General features: G+C 47.9%; 25 protein-coding genes. 18 read left to right on the forward strand and 7 right to left on the reverse strand.

Going from position 1 to position 24,822, the window contains the following annotated elements:
• Window positions 1–48: 48 nt before the first annotated feature.
• The 13 genes from ctaD to P5G61_RS16060 all read left to right on the forward strand — a co-directional run bounded on the left by ctaD (window position 49) and on the right by P5G61_RS16060 (window position 11,451).
• On the forward strand, window positions 49–1,899 hold the full coding sequence (gene ctaD / locus P5G61_RS16000) for a cytochrome c oxidase subunit I (protein WP_435874199.1): 1,851 nt from the start codon (window positions 49–51) through the stop codon (window positions 1,897–1,899).
• Window positions 1,896–2,522 (forward strand): cytochrome (ubi)quinol oxidase subunit III, encoded by a 627-nt coding sequence (locus P5G61_RS16005; RefSeq protein ID WP_301247437.1) that lies wholly within the window; start codon window positions 1,896–1,898, stop codon window positions 2,520–2,522. Before ctaD ends, P5G61_RS16005 begins: the two co-directional genes overlap by 4 nt.
• A 3-nt stretch (window positions 2,523–2,525) precedes the next feature.
• Window positions 2,526–2,846 carry a cytochrome C oxidase subunit IV family protein gene (locus P5G61_RS16010; RefSeq protein WP_079348834.1) on the forward strand — a complete coding sequence of 107 codons (321 nt, stop codon included), beginning with the start codon at window positions 2,526–2,528 and terminating at the stop codon, window positions 2,844–2,846.
• A 106-nt stretch (window positions 2,847–2,952) separates the two neighbouring features.
• Window positions 2,953–3,876, forward strand: a complete 924-nt coding sequence (gene ctaG / locus P5G61_RS16015; protein ID WP_024632132.1) for a cytochrome c oxidase assembly factor CtaG — start codon at window positions 2,953–2,955, stop codon at window positions 3,874–3,876.
• A gap of 36 nt (window positions 3,877–3,912) precedes the next feature.
• Window positions 3,913–4,377, forward strand: coding sequence for a DUF420 domain-containing protein (locus tag P5G61_RS16020; protein ID WP_024632131.1), 465 nt, complete (start codon window positions 3,913–3,915; stop codon window positions 4,375–4,377).
• Window positions 4,378–4,495: 118 nt separating this feature from the next.
• Window positions 4,496–4,867, forward strand: a complete 372-nt coding sequence (locus P5G61_RS16025; protein WP_301247438.1) for a hypothetical protein — start codon at window positions 4,496–4,498, stop codon at window positions 4,865–4,867.
• Window positions 4,868–5,215: 348 nt separating this feature from the next.
• Window positions 5,216–5,929, forward strand: a complete 714-nt coding sequence (locus P5G61_RS16030; protein WP_301247439.1) for a hypothetical protein — start codon at window positions 5,216–5,218, stop codon at window positions 5,927–5,929.
• A 95-nt stretch (window positions 5,930–6,024) separates the two neighbouring features.
• A complete protein-coding gene (locus tag P5G61_RS16035) occupies window positions 6,025–6,414 on the forward strand; it encodes a GntR family transcriptional regulator (RefSeq protein WP_301247440.1) in 390 nt (129 codons plus the stop codon).
• A 15-nt stretch (window positions 6,415–6,429) separates the two neighbouring features.
• A complete protein-coding gene (locus P5G61_RS16040) occupies window positions 6,430–7,326 on the forward strand; it encodes an ATP-binding cassette domain-containing protein (RefSeq protein WP_301247441.1) in 897 nt (298 codons plus the stop codon).
• A 20-nt stretch (window positions 7,327–7,346) separates the two neighbouring features.
• Window positions 7,347–8,249, forward strand: a complete 903-nt coding sequence (locus tag P5G61_RS16045; RefSeq protein ID WP_301247442.1) for an ABC transporter ATP-binding protein — start codon at window positions 7,347–7,349, stop codon at window positions 8,247–8,249.
• A complete protein-coding gene (locus P5G61_RS16050) occupies window positions 8,242–9,540 on the forward strand; it encodes an ABC transporter permease (RefSeq protein WP_301247443.1) in 1,299 nt (432 codons plus the stop codon). The genes P5G61_RS16045 and P5G61_RS16050 overlap by 8 nt, the downstream gene beginning before the upstream one ends.
• 383 nt (window positions 9,541–9,923) lie before the next feature.
• The gene (locus tag P5G61_RS16055; protein WP_301247444.1) at window positions 9,924–11,153 is read left to right on the forward strand and encodes a family 8 glycosyl hydrolase; all 1,230 of its coding nucleotides are present in this window, start codon (window positions 9,924–9,926) and stop codon (window positions 11,151–11,153) included.
• Between the two features lie 145 nt (window positions 11,154–11,298).
• Window positions 11,299–11,451, forward strand: coding sequence for a hypothetical protein (locus P5G61_RS16060; protein ID WP_301247445.1), 153 nt, complete (start codon window positions 11,299–11,301; stop codon window positions 11,449–11,451).
• Between the two features lie 154 nt (window positions 11,452–11,605).
• Here P5G61_RS16060 and P5G61_RS16065 read toward each other — a convergent pair whose 3' ends face one another.
• From P5G61_RS16065 to P5G61_RS16090, 6 genes are all read right to left on the reverse strand, one after another.
• Window positions 11,606–12,931: a 6-phospho-beta-glucosidase gene (locus P5G61_RS16065; protein ID WP_301247446.1), complete on the reverse strand. Its 1,326-nt coding sequence runs from the start codon at window positions 12,929–12,931 to the stop codon at window positions 11,606–11,608.
• A gap of 54 nt (window positions 12,932–12,985) precedes the next feature.
• Entirely contained in the window at window positions 12,986–13,978 is a 993-nt protein-coding gene (locus P5G61_RS16070) for an N-acetylglucosamine kinase (protein WP_301247447.1), read from the reverse strand.
• A gap of 33 nt (window positions 13,979–14,011) precedes the next feature.
• Complete coding sequence (locus tag P5G61_RS16075) at window positions 14,012–15,019, reverse strand: LacI family DNA-binding transcriptional regulator (RefSeq protein ID WP_301247448.1); 1,008 nt, start codon at window positions 15,017–15,019, stop codon at window positions 14,012–14,014.
• Window positions 15,020–15,150: 131 nt separating this feature from the next.
• The gene (locus tag P5G61_RS16080; RefSeq protein ID WP_301247449.1) at window positions 15,151–16,542 is read right to left on the reverse strand and encodes an ABC transporter substrate-binding protein; all 1,392 of its coding nucleotides are present in this window, start codon (window positions 16,540–16,542) and stop codon (window positions 15,151–15,153) included.
• Window positions 16,543–16,595: 53 nt separating this feature from the next.
• A complete protein-coding gene (locus P5G61_RS16085) occupies window positions 16,596–17,480 on the reverse strand; it encodes a carbohydrate ABC transporter permease (RefSeq protein WP_301247450.1) in 885 nt (294 codons plus the stop codon).
• On the reverse strand, window positions 17,477–18,334 hold the full coding sequence (locus P5G61_RS16090; RefSeq protein ID WP_435874201.1) for a carbohydrate ABC transporter permease: 858 nt from the start codon (window positions 18,332–18,334) through the stop codon (window positions 17,477–17,479). Before P5G61_RS16090 ends, P5G61_RS16085 begins: the two co-directional genes overlap by 4 nt.
• Window positions 18,335–18,730: 396 nt before the next feature.
• Here P5G61_RS16090 and P5G61_RS16095 point away from each other — a divergent pair, with 396 nt between their 5' ends.
• Complete coding sequence (locus P5G61_RS16095; protein ID WP_301247452.1) at window positions 18,731–19,951, forward strand: TraB/GumN family protein; 1,221 nt, start codon at window positions 18,731–18,733, stop codon at window positions 19,949–19,951.
• A 129-nt stretch (window positions 19,952–20,080) separates the two neighbouring features.
• Window positions 20,081–20,437, forward strand: coding sequence for a FlxA-like family protein (locus P5G61_RS16100; protein ID WP_301247453.1), 357 nt, complete (start codon window positions 20,081–20,083; stop codon window positions 20,435–20,437).
• Between the two features lie 139 nt (window positions 20,438–20,576).
• On the opposite strand, the gene P5G61_RS16105 is transcribed toward P5G61_RS16100, so the two are convergent.
• Entirely contained in the window at window positions 20,577–21,932 is a 1,356-nt protein-coding gene (locus P5G61_RS16105; RefSeq protein WP_301247454.1) for an MATE family efflux transporter, read from the reverse strand.
• Between the two features lie 139 nt (window positions 21,933–22,071).
• Here P5G61_RS16105 and P5G61_RS16110 point away from each other — a divergent pair, with 139 nt between their 5' ends.
• The 3 genes from P5G61_RS16110 to P5G61_RS16120 all read left to right on the forward strand — a co-directional run bounded on the left by P5G61_RS16110 (window position 22,072) and on the right by P5G61_RS16120 (window position 24,816).
• Window positions 22,072–22,806 (forward strand): class I SAM-dependent methyltransferase, encoded by a 735-nt coding sequence (locus P5G61_RS16110; RefSeq protein WP_301247455.1) that lies wholly within the window; start codon window positions 22,072–22,074, stop codon window positions 22,804–22,806.
• 175 nt (window positions 22,807–22,981) lie between these two features.
• On the forward strand, window positions 22,982–23,560 hold the full coding sequence (locus tag P5G61_RS16115) for an RNA polymerase sigma factor (RefSeq protein ID WP_301247456.1): 579 nt from the start codon (window positions 22,982–22,984) through the stop codon (window positions 23,558–23,560).
• On the forward strand, window positions 23,557–24,816 hold the full coding sequence (locus P5G61_RS16120; protein WP_301247457.1) for a hypothetical protein: 1,260 nt from the start codon (window positions 23,557–23,559) through the stop codon (window positions 24,814–24,816). The genes P5G61_RS16115 and P5G61_RS16120 overlap by 4 nt, the downstream gene beginning before the upstream one ends.
• The last annotated feature ends 6 nt before the right edge of the window (window positions 24,817–24,822 follow it).

The raw sequence follows: 24,822 nt of genomic DNA on the forward strand, positions 1-24,822 counted from the left end.
TACACAACCTTGGCTCATGCTCATAGCGTCAAGCGGTATAGGGGCTTGATGGATTGGATCACCACCGTCGATCACAAAAAAATCGCCGTTCTTTATTTGATTGCGGGTGGATTTTTCTTCGGAATCGGCGGTATCGAAGCCATTTTGATTCGGATTCAGTTAATGAAACCGATGAATGATTTTGTGTCGGCACAGGTCTTTAACGAATTGATTACGATGCACGGAACAACAATGATTTTCCTTGGTGTCATGCCTATTATTTTTGCTCTGATGAATGCCGTTGTGCCTTTGCAGATTGGAGCGCGGGACGTTGCTTTCCCTTTTGTTAACGCGCTGGGTTTCTGGACGTTCCTGTTTGGCGGACTGCTGCTGAACCTGAGCTGGTTGATGGGAGGTGCGCCGGATGCCGGCTGGACTTCGTATACGCCACTCTCTGGCAGCGAGTACAGTGGGACGCACGGTGTGGATTTCTACACGATAGGACTTCAGATCGCAGGTCTGGGCACACTCATAGGGGGCATTAACTTTCTCGCAACCATCATTACGATGCGTGCGCCGGGAATGTCCTATATGCGGATGCCGATGTTTACGTGGACGACATTTATTACATCAGCCATTATCCTTTTTGCATTCCCTGCCATTACGGTAGGACTTGTATTGTTAACGTTTGACCGTATACTGGGAGCCAATTTCTTCGATGTTGCGGGTGGCGGTAACCCGGTACTCTGGCAGCATATCTTCTGGATTTTTGGGCACCCGGAAGTATACATTCTCATTTTGCCGGCATTTGGTGTTATCTCGGAGGTTATTCCAACCTTTGCACGTAAAAGACTGTTCGGTTACAGCTCCATGGTGTTTGCAACCATCCTGATCGCCTTCCTGGGATTCATGGTGTGGGCGCATCACATGTTTACAACAGGTCTGGGAACCGTCGCGAATGCATTGTTCTCCATATCTACGATGCTGATTGCTGTACCAACGGGGATCAAAATATTTAACTGGCTCTTTACGATGTGGGGCGGTCAGATTCGTTTTACGGCAGCAAACCTGTTTGCTGTAGGATTCGTTCCAACCTTCGTTATGGGTGGGGTTACGGGTGTCATGCTGGCCTCTGCGCCTGCGGATTTCCAGTTCCATGATACGTACTTTGTTGTAGCTCACTTCCATTACGTTATCGTTGGTGGGTTAGTACTTGGTTTGTTCTCAGGACTACATTACTGGTGGCCGAAAATGTTCGGTCGCATGCTGAGCGAAACACTCGGAAAATGGACGTTCTGGACATTCATGATCGGCTTCCAATTAACGTTCTTTGTTCAGCATTTCCTTGGTTTGATGGGGATGCAGCGCCGGATCGTTACATACTTGCCGAATCAGGATTTTGATCTGCTCAACCTGGTTAGCTCCATCGGTGCATTCCTGATGGGTGTTGGGGTCATCATGTTCCTCGTGAACATCGTGATTACAACAAGAAAACCAGTTGATGCACCAAATGATCCGTGGGAAGATGGCCGTACGTTGGAGTGGTCCATTCCATCTCCTCCGCCAGAATATAACTTTAAGCAGACGCCTCTGGTACGCGGAATCGATGCATACTGGAAAGAAAAAATGGCAGGACATACGGAGATGACACCGGCTGAACCTGTAGGTTCGATTCATATGCCGTCTGCAACTCCACTGCCGTTTGTAATGTCTGTTGGTATATTCATTGCCGGACTGGGTCTAATGTTCAGCAAGGATGATTTTGGAAATGCCTTTATGAACGGATTATTCAACAATTATATTGTGGTTATTATTGGCCTATTGATTACATTCGGTGCGATGGCACTGCGTTCACTCTATGATGATCATGGCTGGCATATCGAACCGGAGGATCAGGATGAGAAGGGGGTTAGAACATGACAACTTCACATGCCGAACCGGTAAACGGCAATTTGCCGCATGAACCGGAGAAAGCAACGCTGGAAGGACGCAACAAGCTTATCGGCTTCTGGTTGTTCCTTGGCGGCGAGACGGTATTGTTCGGAACCCTCTTCGCAACCTTTTTGGCCCTCCGTGGCCAGACGAATGAAGGACCAACGGCGAATGAATTGTTCCATCTGCCGCTTGTGGCAGCCGCGACCTTTATTCTCCTCGTCAGCAGTTTGACAAGTGTATTTGCCATCCAGGCAATGCATCGGGGGAAGCGTAATGCCCTTGCGTTATGGCTTGGTATTACCGTTCTGCTGGGTCTTGGATTTCTCTGTATCGAAATTTATGAGTTCTATGAATATGTGGTGCATAAGGAGTTCGGGATGACGACAAGTGCCTTCAGTTCGGCATTCTATACACTCGTCGGGTTCCACGGAGCCCACGTTGCATTCGGTATTACATGGATTGGACTCATAATCGGGCAACTGTTCAGAAAAGGATTAACGGTCGTAACTGCACCTAAAGTATACGTCTCCGCAATGTACTGGCACTTTATTGACGTAGTCTGGGTGTTTATCTTTACGGTCGTGTACCTGCTCGGAAAGGTGGGGTAACACATGTCGGTACAGGATAAGAGTGATCAGCAGCCTGTGAAGCATCGTCACCGGACGGAAGGGCCACAGAAACACGTTGTTGTTTTTATATTCTCGATCATCCTGACGCTTATTGCGTTCGCGGCGGCCGCCGCGGGAGGAGTCAATACGACCTTCACCATTATTATTTTGGTGGTAATGGCGATCCTTCAGGTGTTTGTACAGCTCGGTTACTGGATGCACTTGAAGGATAAAGGGCATTTAATGCCGATCCTGTTTATGGCCTTCGGATTTTTCGTAGCCTTTACGTGCATCATTATGGCACTCTATTGGGTTTGGTGGTAAAAGAGATGGCGGCGGCGCAGTGTCGCCGTCTTTTCCCCTTTTAGGCGAATCAATCCCGTAATGGATTCAGGCAATAACCAAAACAGGTCACGGGGAGGTTTCCCGTATGCTCGGGTTGCAATATTTTAGTTTCAACGATTTATGGAGTCCACTTATTCTGGCGTTGTTTCTGCTCATTGCCGCAGCTTATCTAGTGCTCGTCGGTCCGTTCAGTGAGCGGATCAAGGGGGCAGATCAGGCGACAGCTGCACAGAAGATTATGTTTATCACGGGGCTTACGGTGTTGTACCTTGCACAAGCGGGGCCCTTCAATCTGCTGGGTCATGTGATGTTCAGCTTCCATATGGTGAGTATGGCTCTGTCCTATCTTGTAGCGCCACCGCTACTGATGAAGGGATTACCCCTCTGGGTATGGCGCGGAATCATTCGGTGGCTGCCGACACGGCAGTTCTCTTTTTTGGCCCATCCCATTGTGGCGGCTGTGCTGTTTAACGGATTGTTCTCGTTATATCATTTACCGGTGGTACATGATTACGTGATGTTAAATTTCACGGTTCACCGTCTGTACTACATTGTACTTTTCATCACTTCCATGCTGATGTGGTGGACGCTGCTCAATCCGTTGCCGGAAGGCAGACAGGCGTCAGGGCTGTCCAAGATTGGATTTATTTTTCTGAACATGGTGCTGCTGACACCAGCTTGTGGGCTGATTATTTTTGCTTCCGAACCCTTATATGCGACTTACAGCAACCCGGCGGTATGGGCTGAGGCGATGCGATATTGTGTATCCGGGGATTCTACGGCTTTGCTGCGTTCGTTCGGTGGACCGGCGTTCTTCAACTTCCTGTCCTCTGCGAAGGAAGATCAGCAGGTGGGCGGTATTTTGATGAAATTCATACAGGAAGGTATCTTCGTCTCTATGCTGGCATACGTCTTTTTCCAATGGTACCGTAAAGAAAAACGGGAAGATGATGATGATCCGTATCCTATAGAGAATTCGGGAGGACCGCTTAATCCTGCAGCGAAATAACACAAGTCTTGTTTGGACAAGAGGGGGAAACACACGATGGATATGTATTTTCTGCTACCCACGATCAGTACTTCTTTCATTGTGATTAGCGCGGTTCTGGTTGGAATTGGCTGGGTGCTAATTATCCGTGGCAAACGGGAGGCGCACCAAACCGCGATGATTGCAGGGGCCATTGCTGCCCTTCTGTTCTTTGTCATTTATATGTCTCGTACCATCTTTGTCGGGAATACGGCTTGGGGCGGGGACCCGGAGATGGAGATCTTCTATCGGATATTTCTGATCTTTCATATTATCCTCGCCACGGTGGCAGCGGTCTTCGGCATCTCCACTCTGGTGCTTGGTTTCAAAAAGAAATTCAAGACGCATCGCCGCTGGGGACGATTTACATCCATGATCTGGTTCAGCAGTGCCATCACTGGCGTTATTGTATACGTTCTGTTATACCTGCTGTATCCTGGTGGACATACACGTCCGGTATGGGAAGTTATTCTGGGCGTTTAATAGTTTATGTGATGAATAGAATTCTTTGAAAATATGAAAATGGATGAATCTATCCGTTGATTGGTCCAAGCTCCCTCTCTCGTTCCTTCATAGAATGAGATCGAGAGGGGGAAAACAAATGAAAAAAACAGTCCATGTAAGTCAGACGTATCCACGTCTCACGGTGTATTCGGAAGAGGATTACCGTGGAAGGAGCAGGGTATACCGTGGTAACACGGGTCTCCGTAATCTGGATAACATCCTGGGTGGGGTAGAGAGCCTGCGTTTCTTCTCGACAAATTCGAACGCAACGCTGGTTGTGTTTACGAGACGTAACTTTCAAGGCGGATTCCGCGTCTATCGTGGGAACACCAATTTGAGAGATTTGGATGACCTGATCCGTGGCAATGACGTGGAATCCTTGATCTCTACCAATCAGCGGCTGACTCTGGAAGAGATTCGTGCGATCCGTAGGAATCGTACTCTGCCTAGTGGTTATGAGCTGATTTAAGGATTAGACCTCCTTGGTATTCAGGTGACGGGAAACAGGAAAGAGCTGTTCCGAATTGTGTTCGCACAATATCGGATACAGCTCTTTTTTGGGTTTGAGGAGTTATCTTAAGGTGAATCAATCCTTTCTATGTGTCTCTATAAGTTGAACGAATGAATGTACAATGAATCATTTTAAGTTCAGAATCAAGTTTTATTTTATCGTAACTCTGATATGAATCCCACCCGTACTTCCTGATTCAGGAAAATAAGGGGTTGACGGGACAAGAGAGTGGTCTGTATACTGTGTATATTGATATATACAGTAGATACAGTGAGCACAGTCAAGATGGAAAGGCAGGCAGGCGATATGAACGCATGGAAACAGGCGTGGTGGTTGACCCGTAGTGAGATGAACAAGGATAAGCTCCAATGGCTGTGGACTGCAATTTTTATGATATACACTGGCAGCATGAGTGGTGTGATGTTATTAGGACAACAGAAGACAGATTTCATTAATCCTGTTGTAGATACTTTCTTTTTAATCATGGTGCCATTTCAGGGGTTTGTGTTCAGCAGACGATCTTTCCGTTACATACAGGAGGATTCCTATACACAGATGCTGGCCTACTATCGCAGACTTCCCATTCCTAACGAGACGGTGATGTGGTCGAGACTTCAGCAGTCTCTGATGGCGTTTGCGTATAATGGTATCTTTTTCTATGGATCACTGTATGTGGTCGGGTTACATCAGGAAGGGTTCCGGTGGGATCAGTACCTGGCCTTTGGCATAACTTGTACAGGTTACGGACTTCTCATGACAGGCTTATATATTTACGGAGAGTTTCTGTACAGTGGTAAAAAATATTTGCTTCTCAGTTCGCTGTTCTTGCCGCTTACAATCATCTTATCCTTGCTGATCCGGATATCGGGCAGTTACGGATTTTCGATTGTAATTGATATGAGTAAAACATGGGGGCTGCTTTCCCCGATTATGTGGGCTGCTTTGGTGGCTGGCCTAGCGGGATTATGGCTTTTCAGTCGATTGACGCTGAAGAAACTTTCCACTCGGGATTTGAGTTAATGGTATGAGGGATGATTGCAAAAAAAATGAATACAGGATGAAACCGGCACGGACAGGTAACAGACTGGAGTGTACCGGAGGGCGAGGTGCAAGATGTGAAAATACCCATTCAGATTAATGAAAATAGCGCTGAACCTTTATATCACCAAATTGAAAATCAGTTAAGATCGTTAATTGTTACGGGTCAGTTGGGGGAGGGGACACATTTGCCGTCCATTCGTGAGTTCGCCGGAGCGCTGAATTGCAGTGTCATTACGGTTAGACGGGTCTATCAGGATCTGGAGAATGAAGGCTTACTTCGTACGAAGCAGGGGACGGGTACATTTGTGGCCCAGGTAGAAGCCAGCGACAGAGAAACTTATAGAATGAAGGCCGCGCAGGAAGCAATGCAGGCAGCGGTGCAGTCTGGAAAATCGGTAGGATGCACGGAAGAAGAAATGGAAGCTCTGTTCCGGGAAGTTCTGAAGGCTGTTTACTCGAAGTGAGGGAGTGATTCATACATGGAACCCATAGCAGTTCAGTTGAACGGCGTGTCCAAAATGCGAAAACGCAGAGTTATTGGCCCGATTGATCTGACCATCCCGGAAGGATATGTAGTTGCTATTCTCGGTCATAACGGTTCAGGCAAAAGCACACTTCTTAACATGCTGCAACAAGTGGTATTGCCTGATGCCGGGCAGATTATATGGTTTGGGAAGGAACATGAGGGGCCGCTTCCCATTGAACTGAGACAACAGATCGGTTTTGTGGCTGACAACGCTGGGCTCGAAGAGAACCGGATTACTGCACAGGAAGCAGCTGATTTTCGGGCCTACTGGTACCCGCGTTGGGATATGAAGTTGTTCAACCAACTGATTCGCGATATGGAAGTACCCGTTGATGTGAAGCTCAACAAGATGTCCAAGGGTGAACGGCGGAAATTCGAGATCGCTGCTGCAATCGCAGCTCGCCCAAGATTATTGCTTTTGGATGAGCCTTCATCAGGTCTGGACCCCTTTGCTTGGAAAGTGATGGTCGAGCAGTTCCGTACCTTTATGGCTGAGGGAGACACCACGATTCTGATTGCCACACATATTGCGGATGAAGTCAAAAGGCTTGCAGATTACATCGTATTGATGCACCGTGGTCAGTCGCTGGGGATGGCCGAGAAAGATATGGTGCTCGATCAGTGGAAAGAAGTCTGGTATGAAGGAGATTTGCGACCAGAGAGTATTCCTGGTGTTGTGGAATCTTCTTCTGAAGAGAGAGGGCTGGTCCGCGTCATTACAACCCGGGTCAGTGAAGCGCAGGAAAGGCTGGAGCTGTCCAATAACCGGGTATTGAAAATCCGTAACCTGGAATTGGATGAAGTCTTGGCATTCTGGATTGCCGGGTATGCACCGGCACAGTGGAGATAACCGAGGGGAGACGATACAAGATGAACCGATTGGAATTGAAACAGGTAGTCAAGCAATACGCAGACAAAACAGCAGTTAATGGTGTAACGCTCAATGTAAAAGAAGGGGAGATTTACGGTCTGCTTGGAGCCAATGGCGCTGGTAAAACAACAACGATGCGTATGGTGCTTGGGCTGATCCACCCGGACGGCGGAAATATCCAGTACAACGGCAAACCCTATAGCACAGAATTGCAGCAGATTATGGGATATCTCCCGGAAGAGCGCGGTTTGTACCCAAAGGTAAAGGTTAGTGAACAGATCAACTATCTGGCCCGTCTGCGCGGCATGAATGGAAAGGATGCGGATCAAAGTCTGAAGTACTGGTTGGACCGATTCGAAGTGCCGGAGTATTACGACAAAAAGATTGAGGAGCTATCCAAAGGAAATCAGCAAAAGATGGGTTTCATAGCCGCAGTGGTCCACAGACCGCAAATTCTCATCCTGGATGAAGCCTTCAGCGGACTTGATCCGGTGAACGTGGAATTATTGAAGTCCACGGTGAAGGAATTGCGTGATGAAGGCACAGCCATTCTGTTCTCGACACACCGAATGGAGCACGTCGAAGAATTATGTCGTCAGATAACAATACTGCATCGCTCCAACACTGTGGTACAGGGAGAGATCAAGGAGATCAAGAGTCGTTATCCTCGTGAGCACGTATTCCTGAGCACAACGGGTAATGTGGGCGGGCTGGAACAGTTGCCGGGTGTGAAAAAGGTAGAACAAAATGAGCGTGGATACCTGATCCATATTGGTCAGATGGAAGCCGCTCAGGAAATTCTGAGAGCAGCCATGACTCAGACGACCGTTGAACATTTTGAAATCAAGGAACCAACGCTTAATCAAATCTTTATTCGTGAGGTAGGTGAGTCGAATGAATAAAATGGGCACGATTATCGGATTTACGTTCAAAAACAAAGTGAAGACGAAGTCTTTCATGGTGACGACCATTGTACTTGCACTTTTAATTACGATTGGACTCAATATTCCATATTTCATTACCTTATTTAATGGTGGTCCCATTGGCGGAGGTGCAGGCGGAAATCAGCCAGTGAATATCGGTCTTCTGAGCACGAACCAAACAGAGGTAGCCGAGAAACTGGAGACATATTCGTCCGCACAAGGAAATGAGACGTATCAAGTCGTTAACGACGCAAGTAAAGATGAAGCGGCACTCAAGGCCGATGTGGAATCTGGGGTTCTGGATGGGTACCTGAAGTTCGAACCTGTGGCGGGGCAAGATTTCCCACAGCCGGTCTTATATTCAAGCGATGATATTTCCCCGCAGGTTATAGCACCCATTGAAGCTGCGCTGCAAATTGTGAAGCTGGATGTGGTGGTGAAGGATACACTCACGGCGGAGCAAAAACAGCTTATTAGTACGCCGGTGAAACTGACGGAGCACAGTCTGGATTCTGACCAAAGCGGAGCTGCTGCGGAGTCGGAAGGTGGCATGAGCGGCATAAACTATGTAGTTGTTTACCTGCTGATTATCCTGTTGTTCACATCAACGATGATGACAGGTAACATGATCGCTTCCGAGATTACAGCCGAGAAGAGCTCGCGTATTATGGAGATTTTGATTACAAGTGTATCTCCGCTCAGTCAGATGTTTGGTAAAATCATCGGTATTTTCATGGTAGGGTTGCTGCAAATCGGTATTTTCGGTGCAGTAGTTGCCGGTAATATGCTGTTACCGCATAATCGCGATGTATTGAGTGATTTCAACATGAACCTGAGTGATGTGAACGTCGCTGTTATTGTATATGGACTCATCTTCTACATTCTGGGTTACTTCCTGTATGCGGTGATGTTTGCGGCCATTGGTTCGATGGTGAGTCGGACAGAAGAACTGGGTCAGGCCGTGCTGCCGATTACAATGTTGTCCCTGGTTTCCTTCTATATTGCGATTTTCAGCATTGCTACACCGAATATTTTGCTCTTAAAAGTAGCAAGCTTCATTCCGTTCACATCGCCAACGGCAATTCTGGTACGGATCGGAGCAGGCGTTGCGCCAACCTGGCAGATCTGGACGTCCCTGGCCATTCTCGTGGTATCGATTATGATCTTCGGCTGGCTGGCAGCGAAAATCTATCGTACAGGTGTGCTGATGTATGGTAAACGCCCAACGTTCAAGGAATTGTTCAAAGCGATGAAGGCGTATAAAATCTGATCCAATTTTACGAACAGACAATCCACAATGCAGTAACAGTGGTAGGACGACAGTTAGTAACGTCAATGATGAGTAATGGACGTAAGACAGTGAGTATAAAGGCAAGCAAACCCCGGGACATTCGTTCCCGGGGTTTTTACTGTTAAATGTCGTTTCAGGACTTTAGATTCAATCGTGGAAGTATCTATTTACAAATATTAGAAGAACATATAAAATAAATGTAAGCGTTTTAAAAGTTAAAGCGCTTAAACTTTAAGGCGGAGGTGATTGTGTCTCACGAGTATCAAATCATTGTTTAACCATCCAGATGCTGCACTGAATTTTTGGCTTAAAGGTTATGTCATGGATCAAGACCCATATGAACCTAAAAGGAGTGTAAGTTTATGAGAAAAAATAGGGGATTTTCGTTTAGCAGCAAGGCTGTTATGATGTGTTGTCTCGCTTTTCTTCTAATTCCGGCGGGCTTTGCTTTCGCCGCTCCAAACAAGCCTTTCCCGCAGCACACAACATATACCAACGGTTCGATCAAGCCGAACCATGTTACGCAAAGTGCGATGGACAGCTCAGTGAAAGCGAAATGGGACAGCTGGAAATCGGCTTATCTGAAAACGGCGGGCACAGGCAAGTATTATGTGAAGTATCAGTCCAACGGGGATACCGTATCTGAGGCACATGGGTACGGAATGCTGGCAACGGTTCTAATGGCCGGTTATGACAGCAATGCGCAGACCTATTTTGACGGGCTTTATCAATATTATAAGGCTCATCCGAGCGACAACAATTCGAAACTGATGGCATGGAAACAAAACAGCAGCTTCCAGAACATTGAAGGCGCCGACTCGGCCACAGATGGAGACATGGACATTGCTTATTCGCTCCTGCTTGCGGACAAGCAGTGGGGTAGCAGCGGCAGTATTAACTACCTTCAGGCCGGCAAGGACATCATCAATGCTATCATGCAAAGTGACGTGAATCAGTCGCAATGGACACTGCGTCTTGGCGACTGGGCAACGGATAACACGTTCAAAAATGCTACCCGTCCATCGGACTTTATGCTGAATCACTTGAAGGCGTTCCAGGCAGCAACGGGTGATGCCAAATGGACGAACGTGATCAACAAAACCTATACCATCATCAACTCCTTATACAACGGGTACAGCTCCTCAACCGGATTGCTTCCAGACTTCGTCGTACTGTCGGGCTCGACGTACAAGCCGGCTGCAGCCGATTTTCTGGAAGGGGCGAACGACGGCAACTACGATTACAATTCATGTCGTACACCTTGGCGGATCGCAACGGATTACCTGATGACTGGTGACAGCCGGGCGCTAAATCAACTCAACCAAATGAATAGCTGGATCTCGACCAAAGTAAGCGGCAACCCTAGCAGTGTGAAAGATGGTTATAAACTCAACGGCACGGTCACAGGTTCCGGCGGCAGCGGCGCGTTCTATGCACCGTTTGGTGTCAGCGCTATGACCTCGTCCACGAACCAAAGCTGGCTGAATTCCGTTTGGACCAAAACGGCCGGCAGCTCCAATGAGGGCTACTATGAAGACAGTATCAAGCTCTTCTCCATGATCGTGATGTCCGGCAACTGGTGGACATACTAAGCAATTTGAAATGGGTTCATTCATGCTCATATGCAAGCATGACGAGGCCAGGTAATCGCTGGCGCAGAGGCGTGTGCTCTGTACTATGCTACCTGTTCTTGGTTCACAGTGCGAGAAGAAGGAGCTTACCACAGAAGTGTCTGGAATGAACAAGAGAATTAAACTGTTTACTCATCCGACGATGAGCGAAGTAAAGGTTTTAATGATTAATTTGAGCAAGCGATATAGATGGGCAAGTACCTATAAACAACAAACCGCCATATCTCAGGAAATCCTGGGATATGGCGGTTTCGTTTAAGATTGTAGAATGCATCAATATCAGCGAAGCTGAACTATCCTATAACCATTCTATAATCGCTAGAAAAATAACATTTAAATAGGGTCTGTCTTTTGTGAAAGTACGTTGATAGATGTTTTTCTAATGGCATCAGGAAGAGTGGACCATAGCCGAATTATGCATTAGCTGTAGATTCAGTAAAAAACTGCGGCAAATAGTCCTTGTTGGCTTCGAGCATTTCATCCAGCATCTGAATCGCGACTTCGACCGAAGGGACCAGAGGATGATGGGCCAATGCCTGTATAGCCAATCGACGATCGCCGGTCACGGCAGCATCGATGGCGAGGCGCTCATAGGTTTTAACCGCATGGATCAGTCCGACGGCCATTGGAGGAATCTTGGTTAGCGGCAGGGGCAGCGGGCCTGTTTTGGTGACCACACAGTTGACTTCAATGCTGGCATCATCCGGCAGGAAATCAATGATGCCTTGATTGGCTACATTCAACGTCTGAATGTCATTCGTTCCGTTGTAGAGTGAGCGCATCAGGTTCACGGCTGCTTCGGAATAAAAGGCGCCGCCGCGCTGTTCCAGCTGCTTCGGTTTATCTTTCAACTCCGGGTCATTATATAGCTCAAACAGTTCTTCCTCGACACGTTTAACTACTTCCGCACGGTTGCCGCCTTTCTGTAAGGAATCCAGCTGCTCTTCAAGCATGGCATCGGTCATATAGAAATATTTCAGATAGTAGGAAGGCAGGGCATGCAGGGACTGCAGGAATTCCGGATTCCATTCCCGTGCAGGTACGTTCTTCGCGCTGTAACTGGCCGTATCGGCCAGCATCTCATCCAGTTTGTCTTCTCCGTTCACATCGATACGCGTAATCCAGTGCAGATGGTTCAGGCCAACAAACTCGGCATAGATGCGGTCCGCTTCTACGCCGTATTTGGCTGAGGTCTGCTTGATCAGGCCGATCGGCGCATTACAGAGACCGATGCTTTTTACGTTGGAATACTTCAGAATCGCTTCCGTGACCATACCCGCCGGATTCGTAAAGTTCAGCAGCCAGGCATTAGGAGCGAGTTCTTCAATATCACGGCAGATATCAAGCAGGACCGGAATCGTCCGCAGCGCCTTCATCATGCCTCCGGGACCGGTGGTTTCCTGACCGATGACGCCGTATTTCAGGGGAATGGATTCATCGCGGCCACGGGCGTCAAGCATGCCGACACGCATTTGCGTGCTGACGAAGTCCGCACCCTTGATGGCTTCGCGGCGGTCGAACGTCAAATGAACTTCAATCGGAAGACCGGATTTCTCCACCATGCGTTTGGCCAAGTTGCCGACAATATTCAGTTTGTGCTGTCCCGGCTCAATATCTACCAGCCACAGCTCGCGTACCGGAAGCTCGGCATGGTGAAGGATGAACCCCTCAACGAGCTCCGGAGTATAGGAAGATCCACCGCCGATTACCGCTATTTTTAGTCCTTGTTCGTTTGACATTTTGCACACTCCAGTCTTTTTAGAATTTTTTATGATGACAGTCCCTATGGACGTTTATCTTGTTGTTTGCTTAATATGTTCGAAGTCGTGGAAGGCCCGCATTGTGTCATATACATCATGGCTTACCGTATGTCCGTCCGCATCCATAGCAGACCATAAAGCACCGACGACAGGCTCTGTGGCCAAGGTTACGATGGTCGCATTTGGAGCAACGTTTGCGACAGCCTGTTCAACCTTGCTGCGAATCCACCCGCGATCACCCCTTGTTAGCAGACTTCCTGCCAGTACCACGTCAAAGGTGTCCTTTTCCATTCCGAGCTTGTGGATGACAGCAGTCGCTGATTTACCAAGCTCGGCGCCCTGACGGTTCAGAATTTCCAGAGCTACAGCATCGTTCTCTGCGGCAGCTTCAAACAGCAGCTTCGCAGCATGGACAGGCACATGCTTGCCGTGATCCTGGAAATCATCGAACATATCGCTGACACTATCATATCCAAGGAAGTTCAGCAGCAGGGGAGTCAGGAGTGTTGTCTGCTCACGGCCGTCCCAAGAACGGATGACAGAGCGGAACACCTCAATATTGAGGGAACCCCCGCCGCCGAAATCGCCGTACATATAATCAAAACCGCCGATCTGTACATGTTCTCCTGCCGGATTGCGGCCTGCGGAGTTGGTGCCTGTGCCGCAAATCAATGCGACCCCGTAAGGGCGGTTCGTGCCTGCGCGCAGGCCGATCATCGTGTCACAGTCAATCGAGTAATTCCGGGTGAATCCGATTCCCTGAACCAGAGGATGCAGAATTCGGTAATCTATCTCCCGATCTGCGCCTGCAAGCCCGAAAAAGGTGTGCGAGATTTCATGAATCTGCAACCCTGCCTCGTTCAGGGCTCCTTCTGCAGCTTCCCGTATGCTTTGCGAGGCCAAGGCGTGGTCAATCTGATGATTGCCGTTGCCGCCAACGCCTTTGCCAAGCACATTGCCGCAGTCATCAGTCAGCAGGGCGTATGTTTTTGTTCCTCCCCCATCGATTCCCAAGTAGTAAGTCAATGGTCGTCACTCCTATATATAAGGTTATATTTTTTATCCGGTCGTATCTTCTGTTGGCGATCCAGTAGATTCTCTCACGATTAGTTCAGGGTCGATTCGCACATTAGCCCCGCGCTTCATCGTACCGTCCATACGTTTCAGCAGCATATCCGCAGCAGCAATCCCAATGCGGTCGGCAGGCTGCCGGACCGTTGTCAGATGGGGGTGCAGCTTGGATGAAATATACTGATCGTCATAGCCGACAATGGCTACCTGTTCAGGCACCTTGATGCCTTCTTCCATGAGCGCGTTCACGACCCCAAGCGCGATATGGTCATCGCCCGCAAACACCGCTGAGGGAAGGCGGCCCTCCCGCAGCCATTGGCGGCAGATGTCATAACCAAAATCGATTTCGAAATCGCCTGTGATCATGTCGAACGGAGCCAGGTCTTGTTCCTTAAGTGCCTGCAGGAAACCACTGCGGCGCTCTTTCGTACTGCGGAACATGTCATCTCCGCTTATGTGTGCGATGGAGGTATGGCCCAGATCAAGCAGATGCTTCGTAGCGGCATAGCCGCCTTTGTAGTTGTCGATCGTTACGGAAAAAGCATCATTCTCCGGCTTCTGATTGTCGATTAGGACATAAGGGATATTGCGCCGCTTCAGTTCCACAATGTAATTATCCTCTTCTATCGGCGAGAGCAGAATAAGACCGTCCACCCGGTCCTCCTGGATCAGGTAATGGGTTTCATCGGAACCAATGCCGGTAGAGATCGAAACGGCGAGAAAATAGCCGTGAAGCGAAAGCACTTCGTTCAGCTCTTTAACGACAGCGTCAAAGAAGGAATCCTGAAGAGTGGTCATGATCAAACCGACGATTCCTGTTTTGCCGCGGGCTAAACTCCGCGCAGCAGCGTTGGGATGGTAATCAAGCTCCTTAATGGCGTCGAGTACCTTTTGTCTATTTTTCTCACGAACGGATTCGGCACCATTGAGTACCCGGGAAACCGTTACAACGGATAATCCTGATTTTTTTGCTACATCAAATATACTAACCTTCATTGTTTATTCTCCTTGCGGCAGATTTTCCGTACTTTATATTGATTTAACACTAGTATACATGTACGGAGGCTTAGCCGCGAAGCTAATTTAGTAGATGCACCGCCCCTTTCGGGACGGCACAATGTCTGGCGTTAACGTTTGATAATCTCCATGACCTTTTTCTGAATCGTCGGCATCACTTCTTCAACGGTGTTGTGTCCGGTATCGATCGGCTGCATCTCGTTGATGAACATGTCGTTAATCTGAGAATAGTGGGTGATCAGGTGGTTATAGGATTCAAATCCGTATTTCACAGCGCCTTCGTAAACCTTCTTCACATCTGCTGGATCGATGCCATCAAAATGCTTGTAATAGGTCTCGGCTGCCTTCGTATTTACAGGAGGATTGCCGCCGCTCAGGTCAATGGATTTTTCCTGAACCTCGTCGCTGACCAGATACTTGATCCATTCAAAAGCTTCCTTCGGATGTTTGGAGCCCTTCAGAATCAAGAGTGGATCGACGAAAAGCACGCTGCGGACCTTGTCATTGCCGCCAGCAGGCACTGCTGCCACGCCAACCTTGAACGGGAAATCATTAGATCCGGCAAGGCTCCAGGAGCCGCTGACGGTCATACCCACCTTACCGGTTACGAATGCATCGCCGTTTTGCCCCGCTACACTCTTGCTCCATTCCGTTGTCGGAGACACTTTATCTTTTAAGATCAGGTTGAACAGCTTGTTATAGGCTGCGATGACTTCCGGCGAATTGAAATAAGTTTCGGATGGTACGCCGCCGTTGGTCCAGGTATCCTGGGAGTAAGGTTCGGCACCAAAATAAAGCGGACGCATATCGCGCTCGGACCATGTGAAGTCAACGCCATATTGGGTTTTGGCAATATCGTTGGACACATGCGTCATTTGCTTGGCGTCTTCGACCATTTTGTCAAACGTCCAGCTCTTGTCCTCGTAATCGCTTGGAGGATAAGGAACGTTGGCAGCGTCGAACATGTCTTTGTTATAGAGCATCAGAGTAACGTACATGTTGACCGGAATACCGTAGACATGGTCTTTAACAGTATAGATTTTCATAAGGTCATCCGGGATGCTGTAGTCGGACCCCTTAAATCCGTCTTCCTTAATCATGTCGTTCATGTCGAGCAGCATGTCTTTGTTGTAATACTCCGCAAAACCGCCGTATCCATAGTGGCTTGTGACGTCAGGCGATTTGCCGCCGGCAATCAGCGTTTGGAGCTTACTATCGAACTGCTCGTAAGGAGCTTTTTCGACTTTTACCTTAATGTTCGGATGTTTGGCTTCAAAATCGGGAATCAGCTTCTCAATAAAGGTGCGATCCTCGGAATCGATAGTGTAGTGCGTTATGGTTACTTGCTCGCCGGAGGAGCCGGATTTAGCGCTATCACCATCGTTACCAGGTACTACATCTCCCGCTGATTTACCGCCGCTGCAGCCGGACAGTGCCAATACGACGAGTATGCCGGTCGCAAGCAAAAGTGCAAAAGTCTTTTTGATCCTTATCTTTTTCATGAATGACAGTCCCCCATATATTCAAGTTTTTTGCCGCCCCTGCGGCGGAGCCTTTACTTGATGCCTGTAAGTACAATTCCTTCCACAAACCGCTTCTGGGCTATCGCAAACAGGGACACGATTGGCAGCATGGCGAGCACGGAGGCAACCATGAGCAGGTGCCATGGCGGAATCCGGAAACGGGAAGAGGTAAAGGAAGACATACCGACCGGAAGCGTAAACTTATCCGATGAGCTTAAGTAGAGCACAGGTGTCAAAAGATCGTTCCAGCTGTAAATAAAGGCAAAGATCGCAACAGTTGCAAGCGCCGGACCGGACAGAGGCAAAGCAATTTGTCTCCACATCCGAAACTCGCTGCAGCCATCAATGCGTCCGGCGTCAAACAGCTCATCTGGCAACGTGGAGAAGAACTGTCGCAGTAAAAAGATGTTGTAGGCTGAACCAAAAAATGCAGGGACAATCAGCGGCAGGAAGGTATCGATCCAGTTCAGCTTGGAAAAGAGAATGAACTGCGGGATCATAATCGCCGGATAGGGAAGCATCATGGTGCTGAGCATGAGCATGAACCACAAGTTGCTGCCCTTGCCCCGATATCTGGCGAAACCATAGCCTGCAAGCGCCGACGAAAACAGGGTGCCAACAACGGTCAAAATGCCGATAATGAGACTGTTCATATACATTTGACCGAAATTCAGCGTGTCGAAAATCTCTCTGTAGTTACTCCACTGCCAGGACTCCGGCAGAAAGGTCGGAGGAAACTTCAGCAGTTCCTTCTTCGATTTCAGCGAGGTCGAGACCATGAAAAACAGAGGGAGGAGCATGAGAAAAGTGGTGACCACCAGGGCAATGAAGCTGGCCATGCTAACCGCGTCAATTTTGCGCCGGCGTTTACTCACAGAAGGTGCAGCCCCTGGGCCGGCAGTCGGAATCGTACTCATTTGCGTCCGCCTCCTTCATAGTGAACATAACGGTTCGAGAGTTTAATAATGAGCGCCGTAAACGCCATGACGACGATCAGCAGCACCCACGCGAGTGCCGAGGAGTATCCTGCCCTGTATTCCTTGAAGGCACTGGTGTACAGGTTGTAAACGTAGAACCAGGTCGAGTAGTTTGGACCCCCTTGGGTCATAACATATGCCTGTGTGAATACCTGGAAGGAATCAATGACACCCATAATCAGCTGGAACAAAAGTACCGGTGAAATCATGGGCAGCGTCACGTTCAGGAAAATTCGGAAGCGTCCCGCACCGTCAAGCTTGGCGGCTTCCACGAGACTGGCAGGAACGCCCTGAAGTCCTGCAAGGAACAAAATCATGCCTGAGCCTACCGTCCAGAAGGACATAATCATCAAAGCGTAAAGCGCATAATCGGGACTCATGAGCCAGGATGGGCCGCTGATGCCGAACCAGGACAGCACATAATTGAACAGACCGATCGATGGGTTGAAAATCCAGTACCACAGGAGGGACATCGCCACACCGGATACCATGCTTGGAAAATACATGGCGGTTCGGAAAAATCCGCGAAACGGTATTTTCGTATTGAGCAGGAGAGCAAAGCCAAGTGCCAGCACCAGCTGGATCGGTACACTGATAAATGTATAGCGCACCGTTACGACAACAGATTTCCAAAACAAATCATTGTGAAACATTTCGTTGTAATTCGCGAGTCCGACATATTTCGGCGGGTGGATAATGTCATAGTCCGTGAAGCTGTAATAAAGGGATGACAGAATCGGATACAAGGCAAAGACCAGGAAACCGATAAGCCATGGAGAGATGAAGAGGTACATGTAAAATGTCTGCCGTCGGCTTTCGCGATGGGTCACATAAACACCAACCTTTCTATTTGTTATAAAATTATAACGCTTTAACTTTCGTAATAGAGTTTACCTAAATAAAAGGTTTAATTTAATGTTATGTAATTGAAAGTTAAAGTGCTTTAACTTTTGTGGCCGGCCTAATGACATTATCATAGTGGATGATTTCTCAATTATCAACCCTTTTTTTGGGAGGATGGAAGCGCTGCCGTCATTAATGCTGCCGCAGGTCCTTCAGGACGCCGGACAAAGGCAGATTTTTTAACCAAGACCGTTATTTAAAATTAGAGAGCGGTCTGTTTGCTGTGTTATAATTCAGATAATGCTGCCAAAAAAGAAATATATTGTGAATGAAGGAGAATACATAATATGAAAAATTGGAAACAAATGCTCTTGTCCCTTACAATTTCGATAGGTTTGCTTGCATCTGCAGTACCGGCTATGGCTGCAACACAGGAGACTTCCGTCAAGGTCAATGATCAGGCAGTAGCATATGCTGCAGGAGTGCCAATCATCGATAAGGGAACGACATTGGTTCCGCTGCGTACCACGCTTGACGCGATGGATGTGAAGCTGACGACTGCAGCGGATGACATGATCACGGCCGTAGTGGATGGCAAAACAATTACGCTTAAAAGTAAACTTACACGTATCAATGGCGTAACCTATGCGCCGATCCGTATCGTCGGGGATGCAGCAGGTTACGAAGTTCGCTGGGATGGGGCAACGCGCACCGTTCTGCTGGTCTCCAAAGGTGGAGCAGCGGAAACCATCCAAACCGGTGCACGTGGTTTTATGTGGGAAGTCGAACATAATGGAAATACGGTGTATCTGGTAGGTTCCATGCATATTGCAGATGATAGCTTCTACCCGCTGCGTAAGGAATTTGAAGAAGCTTTTGCAGAAGCCGACTATCTCGGTGTGGAGATTGATATCAGCAAAGCAGCCGATGAGGCGCAGCAGAAGCTGATTATGGATATGGGGATGTATCAGGACGGGACAACGCTGAAGGATCATGTGTCCAAGGAAACGTATGCTAAACTCGGTGGCATTTTGAAGCAAAGTGGCTTGGAAGCCAATGCTCTTGATGCATTCAAACCATGGGTGGCGGAAACGACCATCAGCAGTCTGAAATCAGTGAAGGCCGGATACGAAGCATCTGCGGGTATCGATCTGTATTTCATACAGAAAGCCGTTGAACGAAAATTGCCCGTGCTGGAGCTGGAATCCTATGAATCTCAGTTAGGCATGTTCGATCATTTCTCCAATGAACTGCAAGAGAAGAATCTGAACGCTGTGCTCGATAATTTCGCTGTTCTTGATGATGGTGTCGACCAGATGGCTGAAATGTGGAAAACCGGAGATGACCAAGGATTGCTTGAATTCACCAATAGCTTGGCTGTTGATCCGGAGTATAACAAAGCGATGCTTATTGATCGGAATATCGGGATGGCAGACAAAATCGATGGCTACCTGAAATCCGACAAAAAAGAGGAATATTTCATCGTAGTGGGCGCAGGCCACTTCCTGGGTAAGGATGGGGTTATCCAACTGCTGAAAGATAAAGGGTATAACGTTGTGCGTAAATAAATGCGCTGGACTTAAACGTTAGCCTTAAGACGACCGGAAGCCAATCATTCAGCAACCTTTCAGTTGAATTTAACGTTCCTTTCGTCTGGATGGGATATAGTGGAACCAAGAAAGAGGAGGAGATCAACGATGAGTATTTCTTCAGCAGCAAGTTCCACGACATCCTACATATCCACGTCTTCATCCAGTTCGAACAGCACAAGCGAGTTGGAGAAGCAAAAGACGAAGCTTGAGGCCGAATTGGAGAAAGTACAATCCAGCAAGGACGATGAGAAGACCAAGGAGACCAAAACGAAGCAGCTGCAGCAGCAAATCAAGCAAATTGAAGCTCAAATCTCGCAGCAAAGCTCTCAGAGCAGCGGTACAACCGGAAGCAAGGAAGCGCCGCCAGCCAAACCACCAACCAATGGCATGCAAGCCGCATCCGCGCAAGAAATTGCAAATGCCACGACGGACAGCAATGGCCGATTCGATATTCGGGTATAGATGTAATATTAAACCTAATGTAAAACCTTATGTGAACATATTAAACGAGCCATTCGATAAAAATTGAGTTGATTGCCTTAGCCAAAAGACCTGCCTGATCTGTATTAGATCAAGCAGGTCTTTTGGTTGTTCACATGTTTTATTCAATCGTTAAACCGTTTATCCGTTCAGAGATGGATCGTTTTCTATAGTACATCCCAATAGTGACCAGAACCAGCATCTCGGATAGCGGAACGGCAAGCCATACGCCAGTGACTCCGAAGAATGAAGGGAGGATAACAATCAAGACCACCATAATAATCATCTCACGTGCAGCTGTAATCCAGATGGCCATTTTGGCATTCCCGACAGATTGGAAGTATGTGCTCATGACAAAGTTAATACCCATGAACAAGTATGCAAAAGTAAATATTCGCAAACCGTACACGGCGTTATCCGTCACGCTGGTACTGAAGTTTCCGAAGATTTGCACAAAATAAGGTGCGCCCAATTGTACAACGAGTAACAGCAGCACCCCACACGCCAGAGCTGTTCTGGAGGCTAAGCGAATGGTCTGTTTTTCCCGTTCGATCTGTTTGGCCCCGTGATAATAACTGACCAGAGGTTGGGCAGCGGACGCCAGACCGAGAAAAGCCAGGAGTACAACGCCATGAATATAGTTTAAGACTGTAAAGGATGCCACACCATCCGTGCCCGCAATCCGGTCCAGTGAGATGTTGTGAGCGATGGAGAAGACGGACATGCCCAGTTCAGCCAGAAAGCTGGGGAACCCAATGAGCACAATGGAAGCCAGCAGTTTGGTATTCCATTTGAAGCGGGTAAATTTGAGATTATTCGTTTTTTTGAAAAAGTGAGTCAGCAGGACAAGAAGCGCCAGAGATGCCGATACAATTGTACCAATCGCGACGCCCCGCACGCCCCATTCCAGCACGTATAACGTTACATAATTGAGCACAATATTGGCTACAGCAAACGTGATCTGAGCATACATGGATGTATTGGGATTTCCATCGTTACGAACAAAAATAGTCAGTGCGTTCTCAATGGTGAAGACAAAACCGAACAACAAAATGATATTCATATAGTCCGCAGCAAACGGGAATGTTTCGGTATTGGCACCAAGGGCGTAGACCAGCTTGTCTTTGAATGTATAGGCCGTATATCCAATGACCATCGTAATCAGCAAAATAATAGTAATGGATTTGGTGAAAATCTGCTTCGCTGTTGTGAGATCCTTTTTGCCCATATAGGTTGAATATAAGGTCGCCCCGCCCATACCAATCCATAGCGACATGGCTACAAAAAGCGTGTAAACAGGGGAAGCAATCCCGATCCCGGCCAGCGCTGTAGATCCCAGTTTGTGTCCAACCATAATGCCGTCGATAATAAAATTAAAAGCGATAACCAGCATTCCCAGTACGGAAGGCACGAGGTAGCTTACAAAAGCCTTACCTACAGATTGCCTTTCCAGTGGGTGCGTCCAATTTGTGTTCATGAGAACCTCCGTTAATATACTGAACGTTCGTTCTGTATAATAACATGCCATGAATTTGGTTGGCAACTTTTTCAAAAGATGATCGTTTATATGGTAGAGTTAGAGGATCGTCTTTTATGACACGGGAGGGGATTTGTTGATGAAGCAAAACAAATATGATGAAGCCGAATTTTTCGGCAATTACAGTCAGATGGCCCGATCGACTGAAGGATTGGAGGCTGCTGGCGAGTGGCATGAATTGCAAACGATGCTGCCTGAATTAAAGGGCAAGAACGTACTGGATCTGGGGTGCGGCTTCGGTTGGCACTGTCGATATGCACGTGAGCAAGAGGCACGTTCTGTGGTTGGCGTGGATTTGTCTGAAAATATGTTGCAGCGTGCCCGCGAGATGACGGATGACCCTCATATCGAGTACCAGCGGATGGCGATTGAGGATATTGATTTTGCACCCGGACAATTTGATGTGGTGATCAGTTCACTGGCTTTGCATTATATCGAGCGTCTGGATCAGGTATACGCCAAAATCAATACATGTCTTGTCCAAGGAGGCACGTTTGTCCTGTCTGCGGAACATCCCATCTTCACGGCGCGGGCGGAGCAGGACTGGCATTATGGACCTCAGGGTGAGATACTGCATTGGCCTGTGGATCATTATCATGAGGAAGGGCAGCGGGTAGCGAACTTTTTGAACCAGGACGTGGTCAAATACCACCGGACAGTAGCGACTCATCTGAATGAATTGATTCAGGCCGGGTTTGTCATTCAACAGGTTGCCGAGTCCAAGCCATCCCCGGAGATGATTGAGCAGGTTCCCGGTATGCGAGACGAAAGTCGTCGACCGATGTTTCTCATGATTGCTGCGGTTAAGGCATAAGTGGCTACGAGATTAGGAAGAAAGAAGAGAAATAGCTTTATCATAGATAGACCAGCGCGTTCAGCACATGTGGACCTTGCTGGTTTATTTTATTTTGCAGGAGAGGGGGAAGAAATAAACCGTTTGGGAACCAAACCCGAATGGACGCAGTCTTATTAAGTGAGGTGAACATCAGTTGGACTATCAATATCTGGAACATGCTCAGTCGATCGACAATTACACGCTTAGCAGCATGATGGATGAGTACGGGAACGACGTATGGAACTACGCGTACTTTCTGACTAAAAGTACCGAGCAGGCGGATGAATTGTCACAGGAGGTGTTTATCCGGGCATATTCCGGGATCGCCCATTTTCGCGGAGAATGCTCATTGAAGACATGGCTGCTGACCATTACTAGGAACACGACATTTACATACCGAAAATCCAGATTTTTTCGCAGCAGTTTATGGGGAGAGACACTGCCAATCCACACGGAACAGGTTAATGCGAGCCAAGGCGAGATGAAGCACGAAAAATTTGTTCACCCTTCTGCCGAAGCCGAGGCGATCAGCAGGGAGCATGTTCATGAAATCTGGGACATCATCATGGCTCTGCCGAACAAATTCCGGGAATTGCTTTTGCTGCATCTGAAGTATGAGCTTACGACGGGGGAAATTGCGGAAATGCTGGGCATCAGCGCGGGAACGGTCAAATCGCGACTGTCCAGAGCGAAGGCCAAAGTACGGAAACAGTGGGAGGAGCGAAGCGAATGAAACATATCGATGACGAATGGGAAAAAGTAGTCAGACAGGAGCCGTTTGCGGCGTCTCCTTTTACCGAAGAGCATAAGCAGAACGTACTTCGCCAGGTAGCCTGGCTTAAATCGGGATCAGCACAGAAAATGAGTGATGCTGGGGGTAAGCCTGCCGTGCAACACGTTCGGCCGAATCAGCGTAGACGCAGTCTTCGCTCTCGCAAAGCCATTATAGCGTGCACGACGATTGCAGCCGTGGCAGCGGCGGTCATTCTTTGGAACGGACAGATTGTGGAGCCGATCATTGAACAAGTATATCCCACAGCAGCGCTGCAATATACGGATGATGCTGGCATGAACCTGCTCACAGACAAGATGAAAAAAAATGTAGCCGTCACGATGCGAGACTACCTTGGCAAACAACTACTTATAACCAAAGTGAAGGACCTGCCTGTCTCCGGAAGAGTCTCCGTCGAGGCTGGAAAAGAAGGAGATGCAGAATACGCGTTGATCTGGCTTGATGCGGCAACAGGCAATCTGCGTGAGGTGAAAATGGGACGAGAGATGGCTGCTAATGAGCTTGAGCATCGGTATTTCCGTCAAATTCCGTCACTGCTTGAAGGGATAAAAAGTGACCCTACGCTAAAACCGATCTCAGCCAGACGTTATGTAAAAATGAAGCAGGGTCAGGAAAAACCGGTATGGTTCACCACATTGTTTTTGGAGAATAGTAGGGGCAGTGGCAGTATCGAATGGACGAGGGATGAAGCAGTATGCGTTTCTGGTAGTGTGAGTTCTGATACTGTATCACAAGAATTAATAACAGAAGCCAGAATGTCGATTGAAGCCTTGTCTGGTGAGCCCGCACCTGATTTGAAAGATATAATTTTTAAACAAAATGGCAAGAAGCTTGAAGATATAACGGACCTATATTTTGGAGATCGGTATTTAGTAAGTAGAATTGGTGGGAGATTTAGCAACGGCTATACTGTAATGGATTTCCAGAGGGGGATTCCAGACCTTGAAACTGGGGAAGAGTATGAGCTTTACTTTGAGAAGTTACGTAACATGAAGGAAAGTGTAATCAGGCAGAACGCAGCACCAGTAATCAAACAAATGTTCAATATCGACCTTGATCATTATAAACTTGAAAGAGATCCAAATACGCCTGGAATGGTCACATTTCGTTCAGCAGAGACAAAGATTTACAATACTTTTAAGGTTCGATATGAAGACGATGCACGGATTACAATGATTACAAGAATTGACCTCTAGGCCTGA

This window comes from Paenibacillus vandeheii, assembly GCF_030433635.1.
GTDB lineage: Bacteria > Bacillota > Bacilli > Paenibacillales > Paenibacillaceae > Paenibacillus > Paenibacillus vandeheii.

Coding starts and splice junctions, on each gene's coding strand:
- P5G61_RS16045 (WP_301247442.1), top strand. CDS start 7,347: ATGAACCGATTGGAATTGAAACAGGTAGTCAAGCAATACGCAGACAAA.
- P5G61_RS16095 (WP_301247452.1), top strand. CDS start 18,731: ATGAAAAATTGGAAACAAATGCTCTTGTCCCTTACAATTTCGATAGGT.
- P5G61_RS16065 (WP_301247446.1), bottom strand. CDS start 12,931: ATGTCAAACGAACAAGGACTAAAAATAGCGGTAATCGGCGGTGGATCT.
- ctaG (WP_024632132.1), top strand. CDS start 2,953: ATGCTCGGGTTGCAATATTTTAGTTTCAACGATTTATGGAGTCCACTT.
- P5G61_RS16105 (WP_301247454.1), bottom strand. CDS start 21,932: ATGAACACAAATTGGACGCACCCACTGGAAAGGCAATCTGTAGGTAAG.
- P5G61_RS16050 (WP_301247443.1), top strand. CDS start 8,242: ATGAATAAAATGGGCACGATTATCGGATTTACGTTCAAAAACAAAGTG.
- P5G61_RS16120 (WP_301247457.1), top strand. CDS start 23,557: ATGAAACATATCGATGACGAATGGGAAAAAGTAGTCAGACAGGAGCCG.
- P5G61_RS16055 (WP_301247444.1), top strand. CDS start 9,924: ATGAGAAAAAATAGGGGATTTTCGTTTAGCAGCAAGGCTGTTATGATG.
- P5G61_RS16020 (WP_024632131.1), top strand. CDS start 3,913: ATGGATATGTATTTTCTGCTACCCACGATCAGTACTTCTTTCATTGTG.
- P5G61_RS16010 (WP_079348834.1), top strand. CDS start 2,526: ATGTCGGTACAGGATAAGAGTGATCAGCAGCCTGTGAAGCATCGTCAC.
- P5G61_RS16100 (WP_301247453.1), top strand. CDS start 20,081: ATGAGTATTTCTTCAGCAGCAAGTTCCACGACATCCTACATATCCACG.
- P5G61_RS16085 (WP_301247450.1), bottom strand. CDS start 17,480: ATGAGTACGATTCCGACTGCCGGCCCAGGGGCTGCACCTTCTGTGAGT.
- P5G61_RS16005 (WP_301247437.1), top strand. CDS start 1,896: ATGACAACTTCACATGCCGAACCGGTAAACGGCAATTTGCCGCATGAA.
- P5G61_RS16080 (WP_301247449.1), bottom strand. CDS start 16,542: ATGAAAAAGATAAGGATCAAAAAGACTTTTGCACTTTTGCTTGCGACC.
- P5G61_RS16090 (WP_435874201.1), bottom strand. CDS start 18,334: ATGTACCTCTTCATCTCTCCATGGCTTATCGGTTTCCTGGTCTTTGCC.
- P5G61_RS16040 (WP_301247441.1), top strand. CDS start 6,430: ATGGAACCCATAGCAGTTCAGTTGAACGGCGTGTCCAAAATGCGAAAA.
- P5G61_RS16110 (WP_301247455.1), top strand. CDS start 22,072: ATGAAGCAAAACAAATATGATGAAGCCGAATTTTTCGGCAATTACAGT.
- P5G61_RS16075 (WP_301247448.1), bottom strand. CDS start 15,019: ATGAAGGTTAGTATATTTGATGTAGCAAAAAAATCAGGATTATCCGTT.
- P5G61_RS16060 (WP_301247445.1), top strand. CDS start 11,299: ATGAACAAGAGAATTAAACTGTTTACTCATCCGACGATGAGCGAAGTA.
- P5G61_RS16025 (WP_301247438.1), top strand. CDS start 4,496: ATGAAAAAAACAGTCCATGTAAGTCAGACGTATCCACGTCTCACGGTG.
- P5G61_RS16030 (WP_301247439.1), top strand. CDS start 5,216: ATGAACGCATGGAAACAGGCGTGGTGGTTGACCCGTAGTGAGATGAAC.
- ctaD (WP_435874199.1), top strand. CDS start 49: ATGGATTGGATCACCACCGTCGATCACAAAAAAATCGCCGTTCTTTAT.